This window comes from Streptomyces phyllanthi (genome assembly GCF_009377205.1).
GTDB lineage: Bacteria > Actinomycetota > Actinomycetes > Streptomycetales > Streptomycetaceae > Streptomyces > Streptomyces phyllanthi.
On the sequence record NZ_VJZE01000021.1, the window covers coordinates 25,975 to 43,931 of the forward strand.

Sequence of the window (17,957 nt, forward strand, 5' to 3'; positions counted from 1 at the left end):
ACAGCGTCCGGCGCGTGGCACTGGTGACCGGCGCGGCCCGGGGCCTCGGCGCCTGCATCGCCGCGCGGCTGTACGACAGGGGTTACTGCGTGGCCCTGACCGACCTGGACGAGGAAGCCGCGACGAAGGCGGCAGCGGAACTGGACCCCGAGGGCCGGTACGCGGTCGGGCTAGCCCTGGACGTCCGCGACAAGGACGCCTTCGCCAGAGTCCGCGACCAACTCGTCGCACGCTGGGGCGCGGTGCACGTCCTGGTGAACAACGCCGGGCACTCCAAGGCCGAGCGGCTGATGGAGATCAGCCCCGAGAGCTTCGACGCGGTCGTGTCGAGCAACCTCAACGGCGCCTTCTTCGGCTGCCAGGTCTTCGGCGCCTACTTCGCCGAACGCGGCTACGGCCGCATCGTCAACATCGCCTCGCTCGCCGGCCAGAACGGTGGTACGGCGACCGGCGCGCACTATGCGGCCGCCAAGGGCGGAGTGGCCACCCTCACCAAGGTGTTCGCCAGTGAACTCGGCCCGTCCGGAGTGACGGTCAACGCCATCTCGCCGGGCCCGCAGGACCTGCCGATCGTCCGTGAGACGGTCCCGCCGGACCGCCTCGCCGCCATCGAGGAGTCCATTCCCGTACGGAGGTTGGGCCGCCCCCGGTTCATCGCCGACATGGCCGTCCTCCTCGCCTCCGAACACGCGGACACGGTCACCGGCGCCTGCTGGGACGCCAACGGCGGCCTGTACATGCGCTGACGGCGTTGTTCAGCACCCCAACGACCCCAAGGGAGGGGGACGGATGTTCACCGTCACCGTCACCGACACCCACGACGAGACCGACACCGTGAAGGTCCTCCGGCTCGTCCGCTCCGACGGCGGCGCCCTCGCCCCCTACCCGGCCGGCGCGCACGTCGACGTCACCGGACCCACCGGGATCACCCGCCCGTACTCGCTGTGCGGTCCGCCGCACGACACCGGTGCCTACACCATCGCCGTCAAACGGGAGACCGACTCGCGCGGCGGCTCCCAGGCCCTGCACGACAAGGCCGCACCGGGCACGGAACTGACCGTCGGCGCGCCCCGCCGGCTCTTCGGCCTCGCACCCGACACCGCAGCCCGCCACCACCTGATCGCGGCGGGCATCGGCATCACGCCGCTGTTGGCGATGGCGTACGAACTGCACGTCAGGAACGCGGAGTTCACGCTGCACTACGTGGCCCGGAGCCGGTCGGAGGCGGCCTTCGCCGGGCTGTTGGAGCGGTCGCCGTTCGCCGGGCGGGTGGTCCCTCACTTCGGGCTCGGCCGGGAGGAGTCCCGGACCGCGCTGGCCAACGCGCTCCAAGGGCTCGAGGAGGAATCCCACGTTTACACCTGCGGGCCGCACGACTTCATGGCGTACGTCCGCGAGGTCGCCGCCCGTGGCCTGCCCGAGGAACGGATCCACTCGGAGCTGTTCCAGGCCGGCACCCCCGAGGACACGACCGTCGACACCCCCTTCGAGATCGAACTCGACACCGGCGAGGTCTACCCCGTACCGCCCGGCAGGAGCATCGCCGAGGTGCTGGAGGAGAACGGCGTCCCGCTGGACACCTCCTGCCGCGAGGGCATCTGCGGGACCTGCGTCCTCAGGGTGATCGAGGGCGAACCCGACCACCGGGACCACTGCCTCACCGCCAAGGAGAAGGCGGCCGGGGACCAGATCGCCGCCTGTGTGTCGCGGGCGAAGTCGTCACGGCTGGTGGTCGAGCTGTGGTGAGCCGGTCCGAACCGAACCAAGAGAGGAGGGGTACCGCAGTGTCCCCTGACCAGAGCGAGTTCCGGGAGGCGATGGCCCACCTCCCGGCGGCCGTGAACATCCTCACCACCGACGGGCCCAACGGCCGCTGCGGCATCACGCTCAGCGCCGTCTGCTCGGTGACCGACGACCCGCCGACCGTCCTGGTGTGCGTCAACCGGTCCAGCGCCATGCACGACGTCTTCAAGGCCAACGGCCGCGTCGGCCTCAACGTCCTCGGCGGCGAACAGCAGGAACTCGCCCTGCACTTCTCGGGCGCCACCAAAGTGCCCATGGCCGAGCGCTTCGCCTGGGACGTCTGGGACCGCACCCACGACGTACCCGTGCTGAAGGACGCCCTGGTCACGGCGGTCGGCACCATCAAGCACACGGTCCCCATGGGCTCCCACAGCGTGCTCTTCGTCGACATCGAACAGATCCGCACCCTCACCGGCGGACAGAGCCTCGTCTACTTCAACCGCGCCTTCCACCGGCTCGACGCCACACCCCTCGTACCGGAAGGAGCCCGGTCATGACCGTCGGCCGACCCGTGACCGTTGGTCGTACGGCTGGCGTCGAGGACGCCCTGCGGCGGCTGGAGCGGACCGAGTCGGACCTCCGCGCATGGGTGCGAGTGGACGCCGAGGGTGCCCGCGCTGCCGCGTCGCGGGCCCCGGACGGGCCCCTGCACGGCGTGACGTTCGGGGTGAAGGACATCATCGACGTCGCCGGGCTGCCCACGGAGTGCGGCTCGTCCCTGCGGCGCGGCCGGATCGCCACGGACGACGCCTGGGTGGTGGACCGGCTGCGCCGGGCCGGTGCCGTGCCCCTCGGCAAGACGGTCACCACCGAATTCGCCTACTTCCAGCCCGGCCCGACGCGCAACCCGCACAACTCCGCCCACACACCGGGCGGTTCGTCCAGCGGCTCGGCCGCCGCCGTCGCCGCGGGCGTGGTGCCCCTCGCCCTGGGCTCGCAGACCGCCGGCTCCCTGACGCGGCCCGCCTCCTACTGCGGTATCGCCGGGTATGTCGCCCCCGTGGGCGGCTGGTCCACCCAGGGCTTCACCGGACTCAGTCCGAGCTTGGACGCGCCGGGACTTCTCACCGCTCAGGTCGCCGAACTGGCCACGGTGGTGGAGGCGGTCGACGGTACGAAGGTCGAAGCCCCGGATTCCGTACGGCTGGTGGAGTGGCACGGCACCGAACTCTCGGACGTCGACCCGGCGATGCTGGACGCGGTCCGCGGCACCGGCCGTGCGCTGCACGCCGAAGCCGCTGAACTCCCTTTCGACACAAGGGAACTGTCCGACGCCCACGCCGTCGTCATGGCCTACGAGGCCGCCCGCGCCCTCGCCGACGAAGCCCGTCACCCAGAGTCGCTGAGCACCCACCTCAACGAACTCCTGGAACGCGGACGCGGAACCACTGACGACGAGTACCGTACGGCGCTCGCCACCGCCGGCACCGCACGCACCGCCGCCCTGGCACTGCTCACCAGGGTCGACGCGATCCTGGGCCCCGCCGCGCCCGGCCCCGCCCCGCGCGGCCTGGACTCCACCGGCAGCCCCGTCCTCAGCCGCCCCTGGCAACTGCTCGGCCTGTCCGTCGTCACCGTCCCGGGGCACCGCGACCCGGACGGCATGCCGCTCGGTCTCCAGCTCATCGGGCACCCCGACCGGGTAGGACGGCTTCTCGGCGCAGCCCGGATCGTAGAGGAGGCCGCACGGTGAAGATCACCGCGATCGAGACCGTCCCGTACGCCATCCCGTACACCAAGCCCCTGCGCTTCGCGAGCGGCAAGGTGCACTCCGCCGAACACGTCCTGGTGCGCGTGCACACCGACGAGGGGCTGACCGGAGTCGCCGACGCGCCGCCGCGGCCCTTCACCTACGGCGAGACCCAGGCATCCGTGATCGGTGTGATCGGGACGATCTTCGGCCCCCAGCTCACCGGCATGGACGTCTTCGCCCGCGAACAGATCCACGCCCTGCTGCACCGCACGGTCGGCAACCCGGCCGCCAAGTCCGCGATCGACATGGCGCTCTGGGACCTCGCGGGGCAGGCACTCGACCTGAACGTGTCCCGCCTGCTCGGCGGCTGGACCGACCGGATGCGGGTGGCGCACATGCTCGGCTTCGCCACCCCGGATCGGATGGCGGCCGAGGCCGAACGGATGCGGGACATGCACGGCGTCACCGTCTTCAAGGTGAAGGTAGGCCGCCGCCCCGCCCGCCTCGACCTCGACGTCTGCCGGAGACTGCGTGAAGTGCTGGGCGACGGAGCCGAGCTGTACGTGGACGGCAACCGCGGCTGGACCGCCTCCGAGTCAGCCGCTGCACTTCGCGAACTCGACGGAATCGGCATCACCCTGGCCGAGGAGCTGTGCCCCGCCGACGACGTGCTCGGCCGCCGGTGGCTGGTCCGGAACAGCCCCGTCCCGTTCGTCGCCGACGAGTCAGCCACCACCCCGGCCGAAGTGACCCGTTCTCTGCTCGACGGCGCCGCCACCGCGATCAGCGTCAAGACCGCTCGCACCGGATTCACCGGCTCCCAGCGCGTCCTCTTCCAGTGCGAGGGGATGGGCGCCGAGGTGGTGATGGGCAACCAGATCGACGGACAGCTCGGCACCGTCTGCACCGTCGCCTTCGGCGCCGCCCACGCCTCCTCCTCCCGCCGCGCCGGCGAACTCTCCAACTTCCTGGACATGAGCGACGACCTGCTCACCGACCCGATCACCCTCACCGACGGCACGCTCACCGTGCCCGACGGCCCCGGCCTGGGCGTGGCGATCGACCCGGAGAAACTCGACCGCTACCGCCAGGACCGCTGAAACACACCACCTGCACACCTTGGACCCCTCGCACCTCCTGCACCCACTCACGAAGGAGCCGCACCGCCATGTCCGAAACCACCCTCAAAGCCACCGCCGCCGCCTCCGGAGCCTCCGCCACGGAACGCTTCCTGACCGACAAGACCGGCGGAAGCGGCGCGCCCGCCAAGGACGTCGACACCGCCCGCGTCGACACCCTCGCCACCGCCGTGATCACCGCCGCCCACGACGTCGTCCGCCGCCACCAGGTGACGTATGACGAGTACAACGCCCTGAAGTCCTGGCTGATCTCCGTCGGCCAGGACGGCGAGTGGCCGCTCTTCCTCGACGTCTGGATCGAGCACGTCGTCGAGGAGGTCGCCACCGCGTCCCGCGAGGGCAGCAAGGGCACCATCGAGGGCCCGTACTACGTACCCGGCGCCCCGACCCTGGACTCCGTCGCCACCCTGCCGATGCGCGACGACGAGGCCGGCACCCCGTTCCTCTTCCAGGGCCAGGTCACAGGCCCGGCGGGCGACCCGCTTCCCGGCGCCGTACTGGAGATGTGGCAGGCCGACGACGACGGGCTGTACGCGCAGTTCGCGCCCGGCATCCCGGAGTGGAACCTGCGGGGCCGGATCGTCACCGACGAGGAGGGCCGGTTCGCGGTGACCACCGTCCAGCCCGCCCCGTACCAGATCCCCACCGACGGCTCCTGCGGCCGGCTGATAGCCGCCGCGGGCTGGCACGCCTGGCGCCCGGCCCATCTACACCTGAAGGTGTCGGCCCTCGGACACCAGATCCTCACCACCCAGCTCTACTTCAAGGACGGCGCGTACCTCGACGCCGACGTGGCGTCCGCCGTGAAGCCCGAACTCGTCCTCGCCCCACGGCCGAACCCCGCGGGCGGCAACGAGGTCACCTACGACTTCACCCTCGCCCCCGAAGCCCTCTGAACCCCGCCCCCCGACCACCGGGAGTCACCATGCTCTTCGCCGTCCGGATGACCGTGCACCTGCCACCCGACATGGACACCGACGTCCGGACGGCGACCCTCGCTGCGGAGAAGGAGTACGCGCAGAAGCTCCAGCGTTCCGGCGAGTGGCTGCACCTGTGGCGCTGCGCGGGTCGGTACGCGAACCTCAGCATCTTCGACGTCACCGACAACGACCGCCTCAACGACATCCTGTGGGGCCTGCCGCTCTTCCCGTACATGGATGTCACGGTCACACCGCTGGCCCGGCACCCGTCGGACATCCGACAACAGCGAGTATGACCGGCATCACTCTCACCGTTTCGAACTTCCGGGCCTGCCGCGCATCCAGTCCATGTCAGAACCTCTGAACCATCACCGAGGAACAAACACCTGGGATACTTGCGCGGCTTCATCCCCTGGATCGTCTCGGGCGTAGTGTCGTCCTTCGACTGGCGCTGGGGTGCGATCGGGGGTCTCGTCTCGGGCCTTCTGCTGCTTCTGCAGGACCGCCGGCGGGGCGTGGCCCTCGACGCCCTGGTCCTGGACATCGCCACCGTCGCGTACTTCGTCGTGGTCGGTGGCGTGGCCGTCGTCGACGAAGGCTCGGCCCTGGCGGACCACTCCGACGTCGTCTCCTTCGGCTGGCTGGCCGCCACCGCCTGGGGGAGCCTGGCGCTGCGTCGCCCGTTCACCCTGGGCATCGCCAAGCGGCAGACACCGCGCGAGTACTGGGACATGCCGGAGTTCGTCCAGGTCAACAACCACATCACCAGCGCATGGGGCCTCGGCTTCACCTTTATCGGCGTCAGCCTGCTCGTCTGCGGCGGGGTGGACGCCCCGGCCTGGGTGGGCATCACCGCCCACGTCGCCGGACTCGTCGGCCCCATCGTCTTCACGAAGTTCTACCCCGCCCGTGTCCAGGCCGCATGCAGGCGCAGCCGCCGGTGAGGTCCGCATGACCGGCGAGACGGCTCTTCCCCGGTATCTGCGGGGCCGCTTCGCCCCGGTCCCCGAGGAGTGTGACGCGGCCGGTCTCACCGTGCGGGGCTCGCTGCCGCCTGAGTTGGACGGCCGCTATCTGCGCAACGGCCCCAACCCGCTGCCCGGCGAGGACACCGGGCACTGGTTCACCGGCCCCGGCATGCTCCACGGCGTCCGGCTGCGCGGCGGACGCGCCGAGTGGTACCGCAACCGGTGGGTGCGCATACGGGAGTTGGCGGGACATTCGTTCATGCGTGACGACCTCACCCTCGACCTCGCCGCGACGCCCGCGAACACCCATGTGATCCGGCACGCCGGCACCGTGCTGGCCCTGTGCGAGGCCGGTCCCCCCTACTGGGTCACCCTCGACCTGGAGACCGTCGGACCGTACGACTTCGGCGGCCGGCTCCGCAGCGCGATGACCGCCCATCCCAAAGAGGACCCGGTCACCGGCGAACTCCACCTGTTCGGCACCGGGTTCACCCCGCCGTACCTCACCTATCACCGGGTCACTGCCGACGGGGGCCTCCTCGACAGCCGGCCGATCGAGGTGCCTGGCCCGACGATGATGCACGACTTCGCCATCACCGAGCACCACATCGTCTGGATGGACCTGCCGGTCGTCCTCGATCCCGCCCTGGCCGGGCGCGGCGGCATGCCCTACCGGTGGGACGAGGCGTACGGAGCACGGCTCGGGGTGATGTCACGCGCGGAGGGCAGCAGCGATGTCCGGTGGTACGAGATCGACCCCTGCTATGTCTTCCACGTTGGCAACGCCTACGAGGACCCAGGGGGAGGCATCCTGCCGGACGTGGTGCGCTACGACCGCGTCGGCTTCCTGCGGAGCTGGTCGGACATCGGCGGCACTGTGGGGCCGAGCGGTCCGGCTCCGGCGAGGGAACGGGACCGTTACCCGGCCCTTTCCGTACTGCACCGCTGGGTACTGGACCCGGCCACCGGCCCCAGGGCCTCTCCTACATGGCATGGCTGACGTCCCACAAGGACGCCTTCCGGCACCTGGTCCGTGACCGGCTCGGGGTTTCGGTCGCGTCCCAGGTCCTGTGGAGCGCCCCCCCCGGCTGATCTGCGTCGCCGGTGACTTCACCCGCTACGACGCTCACGTGGTACGCGAGCACCGGCGCAGCATCGACCTGGTCCGCTACCGATTCTTCGGCACGGACTTTCTTGGACTTGAGACCGTGGCTTCGGCCACCCGGCGGGCGTCGGCTGCGAGGCCCGTGCGCCGGGGCGCGGCCGGGCTGCCGCATGTCCGCGGGCAGGGCGGTGCTCTGGCGGAGCTGGCGGAGGCGGTCGATGAGGTTCTGCTTGGCCTTGGAGACGGCGTGAGCCGGGTGCAGCGCAAGCAGTACCGGGCGTATCAGCGCCTGTGGAACTTTGCCTGCGTCTGCCCGCCCCAGAAGACCAAGCTCCTCGTCTACCTCAGGGCCGACCCGAAGGAGGTCGACGACCTCGTCCCCAGTTTCACCCGGGACGTGATGGGGCTCGGCCACCACGGCACGGGCGACCTGGCGGTCCGAGCGGGCTGTGGACCTCTTCCGGGCCAGCTACGCGGCGGCGTGGCCGTCTGGTACGTCTGTAACGGCCCGACTCAAGCCAACCTGCGATGGCGGTATCGCCGCGATCGACAGCGACGGGTAGACACCGACGATCAACCTCATAGCTCACCACCCTGCGAGCCACTGCCGCCGGGTGGCGTCGGCATGCACCGGAGCCGCGTGCTGGGCGTACTGACGGGCTGCCGGATTGGGTCGGTACGGCACCGCTCCAGCCAGCACCAGGCCGTCTACGGCAGCACCGGCACCGACGGCGCACCACGCCGGCCCAGTCGGCTCCCCTGTAGCTATCGGCATCCGCAATGCGGATTGCGGTGCTACTGCATGGTTACGGCTTCCTCAAGTCCTGGTGGCTTCATGGTGAGCGCCTCATGATGGGGTCATGACGACGGCCTCGCGTGCCATGACGCAACTAGCGAGCTGGCCGGACGGGCCTTTCCCTGGGAAAGCCCCCATGCGGGCACGCCAGATTCGAGGACTCGGCGCACCAGGTCTGGTGCGGCCCTTCGATTCCCCGGGTGGATGCGCGATCGGCGTGGACGACGCGGCGGGCGTCTGACCCCGCCTGCTCTACGGACCAGGACGTCCAACCAAGCAGGAACTCGCGAGCGGTCTCGCGAGGCGAGTACTTTCGGGGCGGCAGCAATAAATGAGAGTCCATTTCTGGCGCCTTTCCCTCCCGCCGTCCAGCTCGCGATACCGGACCGGACGGCGGCATGCGTTAGCGTGGCAGGTGTTGACGGCGAGCCCCGTGCTGGTTCGTGCTGGTTACAGAGGCGCAGTGGGGGCAAACGTGCAGGTCAGAGTGATTGCATGAGACTGCTGCACACGTCCGACTGGCATCTCGGCAGGGCGTTCCACCGGGTGAACATGCTCGATGCCCAGACCGCGTTCATCGGGCATCTCGTCACCACCGTGCGCGAGCGCGACGTGGACGCGCTGGTCGTGTCGGGGGACGTGTACGACCGGGCGGTGCCCCCGCTGGCCGCGGTCCAGCTGTTCGACGACGCCCTGCACCGGCTGGCGGAGCTGGGCGTGCCCACGGTGATGATCTCCGGGAACCACGACTCGGCGCGCAGGCTCGGCGTCGGCGCCGGGCTCATCGGCCGCGCGGGCATCCACCTGCGGACCGACGCCACGGCGTGCGGCACGCCCGTCGTCCTCGCCGACGCCCACGGCGACGTGGCCTTCTACGGGCTGCCGTATCTCGAACCCGCCCTGGTCAGGGACCAGTTCGGGGTCGACAAGGCCGGCCACGAGACCGTGCTCGCCGCCGCCATGGACCGGGTCCGCGCCGATCTCGCCACGCGCGCGCCCGGCACGCGGTCCGTCGTCCTCGCCCACGCCTTCGTCACCGGCGGCGAGCCCAGCGACAGCGAGCGGGACATCTCCGTGGGAGGAGTGGCCTCGGTGCCCGCCGGGATCTTCGACGGTGTCGACTACGTCGCGCTGGGCCATCTGCACGGCAGCCAGACCATCACCGAGCGCGTGCGCTACTCGGGCTCCCCGCTGGCGTACTCGTTCTCGGAGGCAGGACACCGCAAGAGCATGTGGCTCGTCGACCTGGGAGGCGACGGCTCGGTCGGGGCCGAGCGGATCGACTGCCCGGTGCCGCGCCCGCTCGCCCGCGTCCGGGGGCAGCTGGAGGACCTGCTGGCCGACCCGGAGCTGGCGCGGTACGAGGACGCGTGGGTGGAGGCGACACTCACCGACCCGGTGCGCCCCGCCGACCCCATGGCCCGGATCGAGGAGCGCTTCCCGCACACGCTGAACCTCGTCTTCGCACCCGAGCGGTCCTCCGGGGACCCGGACGTCTCCTACGCCAGGCGCCTCGCGGGGCGGAGCGACCAGCAGATCGCGGAGGACTTCGTGGCCCATGTACGCGGCACCGGACCCGACGAGCACGAACAGGCCGTGCTGCGCGACGCGTTCGACGCGGTGCGGGCCGACGAGGCGGTACGGGAGGTCGCCCGGTGACCGCGGACGACCGGACAGGGGAGGGGTCCCGGCGCGGACGCTCCGGCTCGTCACGGGAGGGGGACGGGCGTGGACGCGCCGACTCGCCATGGCGGGGACTCGATGAGGACGCGCCGGCCCGCCACGGGAGGGAACCCCGTGAGGACGCGCCGGCCCGTCACGGAGGGAACCCGGTGAGGACGCGCCGGCTCGGCACGGGTGGGGACTCGGTGAGGACGCGCCGACTCGGCACGGGAGGGGACCGATGAGGCTGCACCGGCTCGACATCACGGCCTTCGGGCCCTTCGGCGGCTCCCAGAAGGTCGACTTCGACGAGCTGTCGGCCGCCGGTCTGTTCCTGCTGCACGGCCCGACCGGCGCGGGCAAGACCTCCGTCCTCGACGCCGTCTGCTACGCGCTGTACGGCGCGGTACCGGGCGCCCGGCAGAACAGCCAGGGCCTGACCCTGCGCAGCCACCACGCGGCTCCCGCCACCCGCACCGAGGTCCGGCTCGACCTCACCGTCGCCGGGCGCCGGCTGGAGATCACCCGGCAGCCGCCCTGGGAGCGCCCCAAGAAGGGCAACAGGCCGGGCACGACCGTCGACAAGGCACAGACCTGGCTGCGCGAGTACGACCCGGTGGCGGGCTCCTGGAAGGACCTCAGCCGCTCCCACCAGGAGATCGGCGAGGAGATCACCCAGCTCCTCGGGATGAGCCGTGAGCAGTTCTGCCAGGTGGTGCTGCTGCCCCAGGGGGACTTCGCACGATTCCTGCGCGCCGACGCCGAGGCCCGCGGACGGCTGCTCGGACGGCTCTTCGACACGCACCGCTTCGCCGACGTCGAGAAGCGGCTCGCCGAGCGGAGGCGTACGACCGAGGCCGAAGTGCGCGCGGGTGACACCGAGTTGCTCGCCGACGCGCACCGGATGCACCAGGCAGCCGGGGACGGCACGGCCCTGCCCGACCTCGCACCGGGCGACCCGGGACTCGCCGAGGAGGTTCTGGCCTGGGCGGCCGTGGCCCGCAGTACGGCCCGCGAGCGGCTCACCATCGCGCACTGCGCGCGGTCCGCCGCCGAGTCGGCACGGTCCGCCGCCGAGCGCGCCCTCGACGACGTACGCGAACTGGCGCGACTGCAAAGGAGGTCGACGGAGGCGCGGGAGCGGGCCGCCCGTCTGGAGGAGCGTGCCGACGCCCACCGGGAGGCGCAGGCGCGGATGGAGCGCGCTCGCAAGGCCGAGGCCGTCGCCCCGGCCCTGGACCTCCGGGACGAGGCCGAGACCGAGCACCGTCGCGCCGCCGAGGCCGAGACCCGCACACGTGCGCTGCTCCCGCAGGAGTACGCCGACGCCGGTGCGGGCGGACTCGCCGCCGCCGCGCGCAGGGCCGCCGAGGAACTGGGCGGACTGGAGTCGGCCCGGCGCGCCGAGCGCCGGCTTACGGGCCTCGTCGCCGAGCGCGCCGACCTGGACCGCCAGGAGCGGGCCGACGACGACGTGCTCCAGGAGGCCGAGAGCTGGCTCGCCGGGTGGAACACGGCCCGCGCCGGCCTCCAGGGCCGTATCGACTCCGCACAGGAGGCCGCCACCCGGGCCGAACAGCTCGCCGAGCGGCGCGACCCCGCGCGGAAACGGCTCGACGCCGCCCGGCTGCGCGACCAGCTCGCCGGTGACACGGATGACGCCCAAGCGCGCGTACTGGCCCTGGGGGAGCGCGCGTTGACGTCGCGCGCTCACTGGCTCGACCTCAAGGAGCAGCGCCTGCAGGGCATCGCCGCCGAACTGGCCGCGAAGCTGACCGACGGTGAACCCTGCGCGGTCTGCGGGGCCACCGAACACCCCGCGCCCGCCCGGAAGATCGACGGTCATGTCGACCGGGACGCGGAGGAGCGGGCCCTCGCCGCCTACCAGCTCGCCGACGAGGAACGAGCCGAGGCCGAGCGGCGCCTCGGTGTCGTGCGCGAGGCTCTGGCCGCCGCCACCGCCGAGGCCGGTGACACACCGACCGACCAACTCGAACGACAGCTGGCCGAGTTGGAGGAGTCCTGCGCGGAAACCCGCCGAGGAGCCTCCGGACTGCACGCCGCACAGGAAGAGCTGCGCAGAGCCGAGCACGAGCGGGAGCTCCGGCTCGCCGCACAGCAGGAGGCGGCGGTCAGGGCCGCGTCCCGGACCACCCGCCGGGACACACTGGACCGCGAGAAGGCCTCACTGGAGGAGGAACTGGCCCAGGCGCGCGGCACCGCCGACTCCGTGGCCGCACGGGCCGCCCATCTGGAGCGCCTGGCCTCGCGGCTCACCGACGCCGCCGACGCGGCCCGCGCGGCCGAGGACTCCGCACAGCGGCTCAAGGACGCCGACGCGCGGCTCGCCGACGCGGCCTTCCGCGCCGGGTTCGACACCCCGCGCGCGGCGGCCGCCGCACTCCTCGACGACGCGGCCCACCGCGAGCTCCAACGGCGGCTCGACGCCTGGCAGTCCGAGGAGGCGGCCGTACGTGCCGTCCTCGCGGAGTCCGACACCGCGGCGGCCGGCCGCCAGCCGGCCGCCGACCTGCCCGCCGCCGAGCGGGCCGCCGAGGCCGCCGGACGGCGACTCCAGGACGCCGTCTCCGCATGGGACGCGGCCGCGGGCCGCTGCAGGGAACTGGACCGTCTGTCCGCCCGGGCCGCGGCCTCCATACGCGGGCTCGCCCCGCTGCGCGAGGAATACGACCGCGTGGCCCGTATGGCCGGCCTCGCCGCGGGCACCTCCGCGGACAACGAGCGCAAGATGCGCCTGGAGGCGTACGTGCTCGCCGCCCGGCTGGAGCAGGTGGCCGCAGCGGCGACCGTGCGGCTGCGGCGCATGTCGGCAGGGCGCTACACCCTCGTCCACTCCGACGACCGCGCCGGACGCGGCCGCAGCGGACTGGGACTCCATGTCGTCGACGCCTGGACCGGGCGCGAACGGGACACGGCCACGCTCTCCGGCGGCGAGACGTTCTTCGCCTCCCTCGCGCTGGCCCTCGGCCTCGCGGACGTCGTCACGGACGAGGCGGGCGGCGTGCGCCTCGACACCCTCTTCATCGACGAGGGGTTCGGCAGCCTCGACGACCAGACCCTCGACGAGGTCCTGGACGTCCTCGACTCCCTCCGGGAGCGCGACCGCAGCGTCGGCATCGTCAGCCACGTGGCGGACCTCCGCCGCCGTATCCACGCACAACTGGAGATAGTGAAGGACCGGTCGGGGTCGGTCGTACGGCAGCGGGGAGCGCGCTGACGCACAGGGAAGTCCTTGTCAGCGGCCGAGAGATCAGCGGCCGAGAGGCCGGCGCGGCAGCGGCGACGAGTAGACGACGCTCGTGGTCACCGAGCCCAGCGCGCCGATCCTGCCCGACACCTCCTCCAGGTGGCGCATCGAGCGGGCCGCGACCTTGATGACGAAGCAGTCGTCGCCCGTGACATGGTGCGCCTCCAGGATCTCGGGCGTCGCGGCGATGAGATCGTGGAACGGCTTGTAGTTGCCGGTCGGGTACCGCAGCCGTACGAACGCGAGGATCGGCAGCCCCAGCCGCTCCGGGTCCACGACGGCTGTGTATCCCTGGATGACGCCCGCCTCCTCCATCCTCCGCACCCGTTCCGTGACCGCGCTCGCGGACATCGAGACGGCACGCGCCAGCTCGGCGAAGCCGGCCCGTCCCTCTCGTTGGAGGACGTCGAGGATGCGCCAGTCGGTGGCGTCCGGGGAATACGCGGTCATGACGACAGACAACAGGGGAATCCCCGGTCGATCAAGCCCTTCGCCATGGATGATCCCTTCAGCGAGCCGGTCCGACCGCCGTAGATTTCCGGCCATGACGACCACTGCCTCCCCACGTCCCGCGACCACCGCCTCCCCACGTCCCGTGACCGCTCCCGCGAACCCCGTCCTGCGCGTCGCGCCCGCGTCCCCCGCCACCGCGGCCGCGTACTTCCGGGCGAGCCTCACCTTCCACACCGACGTGTCCGATGTCGCCGCCGCCCTGGCCACCGACGGTGACCCCGGCTTCGTCCTGCTCGACTCCCGCTCCGCACAGGCCTGGGACCAGGGCCACATCCCGGGCGCGGTCCACCTGCCCACCGCTCTCGTCCCCGAACAGGCCGGGCAACTCCTCGACAGGTCGGTGCCCGTCGTCACGTACTGCTGGGGCCCGGGCTGCGACGGCGCCACCCGGGCCGCACTCGCCCTCGCCGAACTCGGCTTCCAGGTCAAGGAGATGCTCGGCGGCTTCGAGTACTGGGTGCGGGAGGGCTTCGCGTACGAGACCTGGGAGGGCCGTGAGCAACGAGGCCCCGATCCCTTGACGGCGCCCGTGGACGCGGGGAACTGCGGCTGCTGAGCGCACTCCTCCCCAATGCTCGGTGTGCTGGATGTGTTCGATGTGTCAGGCACCGGTCTCCGTCCGGCACGCCCCGTGTAGCTTCTCCGGCATGGCTCGATACGCGGATCCAGGTGTGACGGAGTGGGTGGAGTCGGGCGGAGGACCGCTCATCGCGGTACCGGAGGCGGTGTTGCCGTTCTGGACGGGGGCGGACGGCGACGAGGTGTCGTCCGACTACGACCGGGCCTGTGACATCGACGGCTCCATCGGGCTGCTGCCCGTGGGCGACACCAGAGCCCTGGTCCTCGGGGACGAGCCGGCCTCGACCGCGTACCTCCCCGAGTACGGCACCTTCGTTCGATGGTGCGCCGCGAACTCCGAGGACGAACTCCTCGCCGAGATGCCCGGGGCGCTCGAGAGCGCGCTGTGGGGGACGGAGGTCGAGTGGCGTGTGCCGGGCGCGGTCGTCCTGTTCGACGCCGCCTGGCCCGGGGACGGCTCGGGGCGCACGGACCGCCTGCGCGTCGAACTGGAGCCCGGACGGTACGGGGTGCGCGCCGCGTACGTGTCGGCCGGGCCGGAGACCTGGCTGGGCCTCGTCCAACTGCGGCGGCTCGCGCCCTGAGCCCGGGGCGCCCGTGAGGGCCGTACCGAAACCAGGTGCGCCGCACGCCCCCTCCGTGGACCATGGGTGCCCATGCCCAGACTCCCCCATCCCACATCCGAGGAACTGCGCCGCGAACCACTGCCGCTGCGCGGCCGTACCGCCCTCGTCACGGGGGCGAGCAGACGCGGCGGCATCGGCTACGCCGTGGCGCGCCGCCTCGCCGCGTACGGGGCGAGCGTGTACCTGCACCACCACGTGCCGCACGACACCGCGATGCCCTGGGGCGCCGACCGTCCCGAGGAGGTGGCCGCGGGTGTGCGCGAGGCGCTCGGTGACCCGGACGCGCGGGTGGCCGACGGTCCGGGCGACCTGTCCGACCCCGCGGTCCCGGCCCGACTCGTCCGGGCGGCGGCGGACGCGCTCGGCGGACGCCTCGACATCCTCGTCGCCAACCACGCCCTCTCCGGTTCGGACGGCACCCTCGACGCCATCGACGCCGGGATGCTCGACGCCCACTGGGCGGTCGACACCCGCTCGGTGCTCCTGCTCGTCCAGGCGTACGCCCGGCTCAGGGCCGCCCTCCCGCCCCGTACCCCGGGTGGGCGCGTGGTGATGATGACCTCCGGTCAGGACATCGCCGCCGGTATGCCGGGCGAGATCGCGTACGCCCTCCAGAAGGGCGCCCTCGCCTCGGTCACCCGCTCCCTGTCGACCGCGCTCGCCGATCTCGCCGTGACCGTGAACACCGTCAACCCCGGTCCGGTGGACACCGGCTACATGACCGGCGACGACCACGCGGCCGTCGCCGCGATGTTCCCCGCCGGCCGCTGGGGCGTGCCCGACGACCCCGCCCGCCTCATCTCCTGGCTCGCCACGGACGAGGCCGCGTGGATCACCGGGCAGGTCATCGACTCGGAGGGCGGATTCCGCCGGTGAGACGGGCGGGCACGCGGGAGGAACCGTAGGGGACCGGCGGGCGCGCGCGGCAGGAACCGTAGGAGACGGGCGGGCCCGTACGGCGAACCGGCCGCGACCGGCCGTACACGTGGCACAACCGGCCGCAGCCGGGCGTACAACCTGGCACAACCGGCCAGAGCCGGGCGTGCGAACGGCCGAACGCGTGCGCCCGGCCGTCAGAGCCGGGACAGCTCGTCCACCAGGTCGTCCAGGCCCAGCGACCCCTGCGACAGCGCCGCCATGTGCCAGGCCTTGGCGTCGAAGGCGTCGCCGAGCCGCTTCCTGGCGTTCTCACGGCCCAGCAGCCACGCCCGCTCGCCGAGCTTGTAGCCGATGGCCTGTCCCGGCATGGAGAGGTAGCGGGTGAGCTCGCTCTCCTGGAACTCCGCCGGAAGGCTGTTGTGCGCGGCGAAGAACTCCTGCGCCAGCTCCGGCGTCCAGCGCTCGCCGGGACGGAAGGGGGAGTGCGCCGGGATCTCCAGCTCCAGATGCATGCCGATGTCGACGATGACACGGGCCGCGCGCATCATCTGCGCGTCCAGATAGCCCAGCCGCCGCTCGGGGTCCGTGAGGAAGCCCAGCTCGTCCATGAGGCGCTCCGCGTACAGTGCCCAGCCCTCGACGTTGGCGCTGACGGAGCCCACGGTGGCCTGGTAGCGGGAGAGGTCCTGCGCGACGTGCACCCACTGCGCCAGCTGGAGGTGGTGGCCGGGGACGCCCTCGTGGTACCAGGTCGAGACGAGGTCGTACACCGGGAAGCGGGTCCTGCCCAGCGTGGGCAGCCAGGTACGGCCGGGGCGCGAGAAGTCCTCGGACGGGGAGGTGTAGTAGGGGGCTGCGGCGCTGCCCGGGGGCGCGATACGGGACTCCACCCTCCGCACCCGCTCGGCCAGTTCGAAGTGCGTGCCGTCCAGCGCCTCGACCGCCTCGTCCATCAGGTTCTGCAGCCACGCCCGGACCTCGTCCACGCCCTCGATGTGCGTGCCGTGCTCGTCCAGGTGCGCGAACGCCTCCCACGGCGACCCGGCGCCGGGCAGGATCTTCTCGGCCTCCTGTCTCATCTCGCCGAGGATCCGGTGGAACTCGGACCAGCCGTACGCGTACGCCTCGTCGAGGTCGAGATCCGTGCCGTTGTAGTAGCGCGCCCAGCGGGCGTACCGCTCCCGGCCCACCGTGTCCGGCGCGCCCTCGATGGCGGGCGCGTACACGTCGCGCATCCAGTCGCGCAGGGAGACCAGTGCCTCCGTCGCCGTGCGGGCCGCCGCGTCCAGCTCGGCGCGCAGCGCGTCCGGCCCCGGTGCCACGAAGTCCTCGAACCAGCCGTGGCCCTTCCCGTCCGGGTCCGACCACTCGCCGAGCTGCCCGACGAACGTCGCGGTGGCCCGCGGGCCGGCGTACAGCTCGCGTTCCAGGCCGAGGGCGAGGGACTGCCGGTATCCCTCGACCGTGGTCGGCACCGCGCGCAGCCGTTCGGCGATCGCCGCCCAGTCCTCGTCCGTCCCGGTAGGGGTGAGGGTGAAGGCGTGGCGCATGGCGTGCGCGGGCGAGCTCAGGTTGCCGACGGCCCGCAGGCCCTCGTCGGCCTCGTGCACGGCGAGCTCCGCGGTCAGCCGCTCCCGCAGCAGCCGGGCACAGCGGCGCTCGATGTCACGGTCCGCGCCGGGCTGCCGTTCGGCGTCGTCGAGCCGGGCCAGTGTCGCCCGTGCCAGTTCGGCGAGCGCCTCCTGGCCCGCGGGTGAGAAGTCGGGCAGCCTGCTCGAACTCTCCTTGTCACCGAGGTACGTACCGGTGATCGGGTCGAGGGCGATGAGCTCGTCGACATAGGCGTCGGCGACCTCGCGGGGCAGCGGGCTCTTGGTCGATGACATGCGGACCATCCTCATACGGGTACCCGGTGCGCGTCAGCCGCGTTTTCCGCGTTTTCCGCGTTCTCCGCGTTCCGGGCCGCTGTCAGCCCGGCCTCTCGGAGGGCGTGGGCTGCTGAGGGG

16 protein-coding genes and 1 pseudogene are annotated in these 17,957 nt (G+C 72.1%); 15 read left to right on the forward strand and 2 right to left on the reverse strand.

Annotated elements, in window-relative coordinates:
• Positions 1–14 precede the first annotated feature (14 nt).
• The 12 genes and pseudogenes from FNH04_RS05680 (at position 15) to FNH04_RS05735 (ending at position 13,324) form a co-directional block, all read left to right on the forward strand.
• On the forward strand, positions 15–746 hold the full coding sequence (locus FNH04_RS05680) for an SDR family NAD(P)-dependent oxidoreductase (protein ID WP_322722631.1): 732 nt from the start codon (positions 15–17) through the stop codon (positions 744–746).
• Between the two features lie 43 nt (positions 747–789).
• Positions 790–1,746 (forward strand): PDR/VanB family oxidoreductase, encoded by a 957-nt coding sequence (locus tag FNH04_RS05685; protein ID WP_152780936.1) that lies wholly within the window; start codon positions 790–792, stop codon positions 1,744–1,746.
• Positions 1,747–1,784: 38 nt separating this feature from the next.
• Positions 1,785–2,300, forward strand: a complete 516-nt coding sequence (locus FNH04_RS05690; RefSeq protein ID WP_322722632.1) for a flavin reductase — start codon at positions 1,785–1,787, stop codon at positions 2,298–2,300.
• Positions 2,297–3,496, forward strand: a complete 1,200-nt coding sequence (locus FNH04_RS05695; protein WP_152780938.1) for an amidase — start codon at positions 2,297–2,299, stop codon at positions 3,494–3,496. The genes FNH04_RS05690 and FNH04_RS05695 overlap by 4 nt, the downstream gene beginning before the upstream one ends.
• On the forward strand, positions 3,493–4,596 hold the full coding sequence (locus FNH04_RS05700; protein WP_322722633.1) for a mandelate racemase/muconate lactonizing enzyme family protein: 1,104 nt from the start codon (positions 3,493–3,495) through the stop codon (positions 4,594–4,596). Before FNH04_RS05695 ends, FNH04_RS05700 begins: the two co-directional genes overlap by 4 nt.
• Before the next feature lie 68 nt (positions 4,597–4,664).
• A complete protein-coding gene (gene catA, locus FNH04_RS05705) occupies positions 4,665–5,531 on the forward strand; it encodes a catechol 1,2-dioxygenase (protein ID WP_152780940.1) in 867 nt (288 codons plus the stop codon).
• A gap of 29 nt (positions 5,532–5,560) precedes the next feature.
• On the forward strand, positions 5,561–5,851 hold the full coding sequence (gene catC, locus FNH04_RS05710) for a muconolactone Delta-isomerase (protein WP_152780942.1): 291 nt from the start codon (positions 5,561–5,563) through the stop codon (positions 5,849–5,851).
• A 99-nt stretch (positions 5,852–5,950) separates the two neighbouring features.
• Positions 5,951–6,499, forward strand: a complete 549-nt coding sequence (locus FNH04_RS05715) for a hypothetical protein (protein WP_228031168.1) — start codon at positions 5,951–5,953, stop codon at positions 6,497–6,499.
• A 7-nt stretch (positions 6,500–6,506) separates the two neighbouring features.
• Positions 6,507–7,523, forward strand: coding sequence for a carotenoid oxygenase family protein (locus FNH04_RS05720; protein WP_228031169.1), 1,017 nt, complete (start codon positions 6,507–6,509; stop codon positions 7,521–7,523).
• A pseudogene (locus tag FNH04_RS05725) lies at positions 7,472–8,110 on the forward strand (DUF5655 domain-containing protein); the annotation flags it as partial. The gene FNH04_RS05720 and the pseudogene FNH04_RS05725, both read left to right, overlap by 52 nt.
• Before the next feature lie 809 nt (positions 8,111–8,919).
• The gene (locus FNH04_RS05730; RefSeq protein ID WP_152780946.1) at positions 8,920–10,083 is read left to right on the forward strand and encodes an exonuclease SbcCD subunit D; all 1,164 of its coding nucleotides are present in this window, start codon (positions 8,920–8,922) and stop codon (positions 10,081–10,083) included.
• A gap of 244 nt (positions 10,084–10,327) precedes the next feature.
• The gene (locus tag FNH04_RS05735) at positions 10,328–13,324 is read left to right on the forward strand and encodes an AAA family ATPase (protein ID WP_152780948.1); all 2,997 of its coding nucleotides are present in this window, start codon (positions 10,328–10,330) and stop codon (positions 13,322–13,324) included.
• A gap of 33 nt (positions 13,325–13,357) precedes the next feature.
• On the opposite strand, the gene FNH04_RS05740 is transcribed toward FNH04_RS05735, so the two are convergent.
• Positions 13,358–13,804 carry an Lrp/AsnC family transcriptional regulator gene (locus tag FNH04_RS05740; protein WP_152780950.1) on the reverse strand — a complete coding sequence of 149 codons (447 nt, stop codon included), beginning with the start codon at positions 13,802–13,804 and terminating at the stop codon, positions 13,358–13,360.
• A gap of 94 nt (positions 13,805–13,898) precedes the next feature.
• On the opposite strand from FNH04_RS05740, the gene FNH04_RS05745 reads away from it, so the two are divergent.
• From FNH04_RS05745 to FNH04_RS05755, 3 genes are all read left to right on the forward strand, one after another.
• Positions 13,899–14,423 carry a rhodanese-like domain-containing protein gene (locus FNH04_RS05745; protein WP_152780952.1) on the forward strand — a complete coding sequence of 175 codons (525 nt, stop codon included), beginning with the start codon at positions 13,899–13,901 and terminating at the stop codon, positions 14,421–14,423.
• Positions 14,424–14,514: 91 nt separating this feature from the next.
• On the forward strand, positions 14,515–15,030 hold the full coding sequence (locus FNH04_RS05750; RefSeq protein WP_152780954.1) for an immunity 21 family protein: 516 nt from the start codon (positions 14,515–14,517) through the stop codon (positions 15,028–15,030).
• 72 nt (positions 15,031–15,102) lie between these two features.
• Complete coding sequence (locus tag FNH04_RS05755; protein ID WP_152780956.1) at positions 15,103–15,948, forward strand: SDR family oxidoreductase; 846 nt, start codon at positions 15,103–15,105, stop codon at positions 15,946–15,948.
• A gap of 197 nt (positions 15,949–16,145) precedes the next feature.
• Here the strand turns inward: FNH04_RS05755 and FNH04_RS05760 are convergent, their stop codons facing one another.
• Entirely contained in the window at positions 16,146–17,837 is a 1,692-nt protein-coding gene (locus tag FNH04_RS05760) for a DUF885 domain-containing protein (RefSeq protein ID WP_152780958.1), read from the reverse strand.
• Positions 17,838–17,957 lie beyond the last annotated feature (120 nt).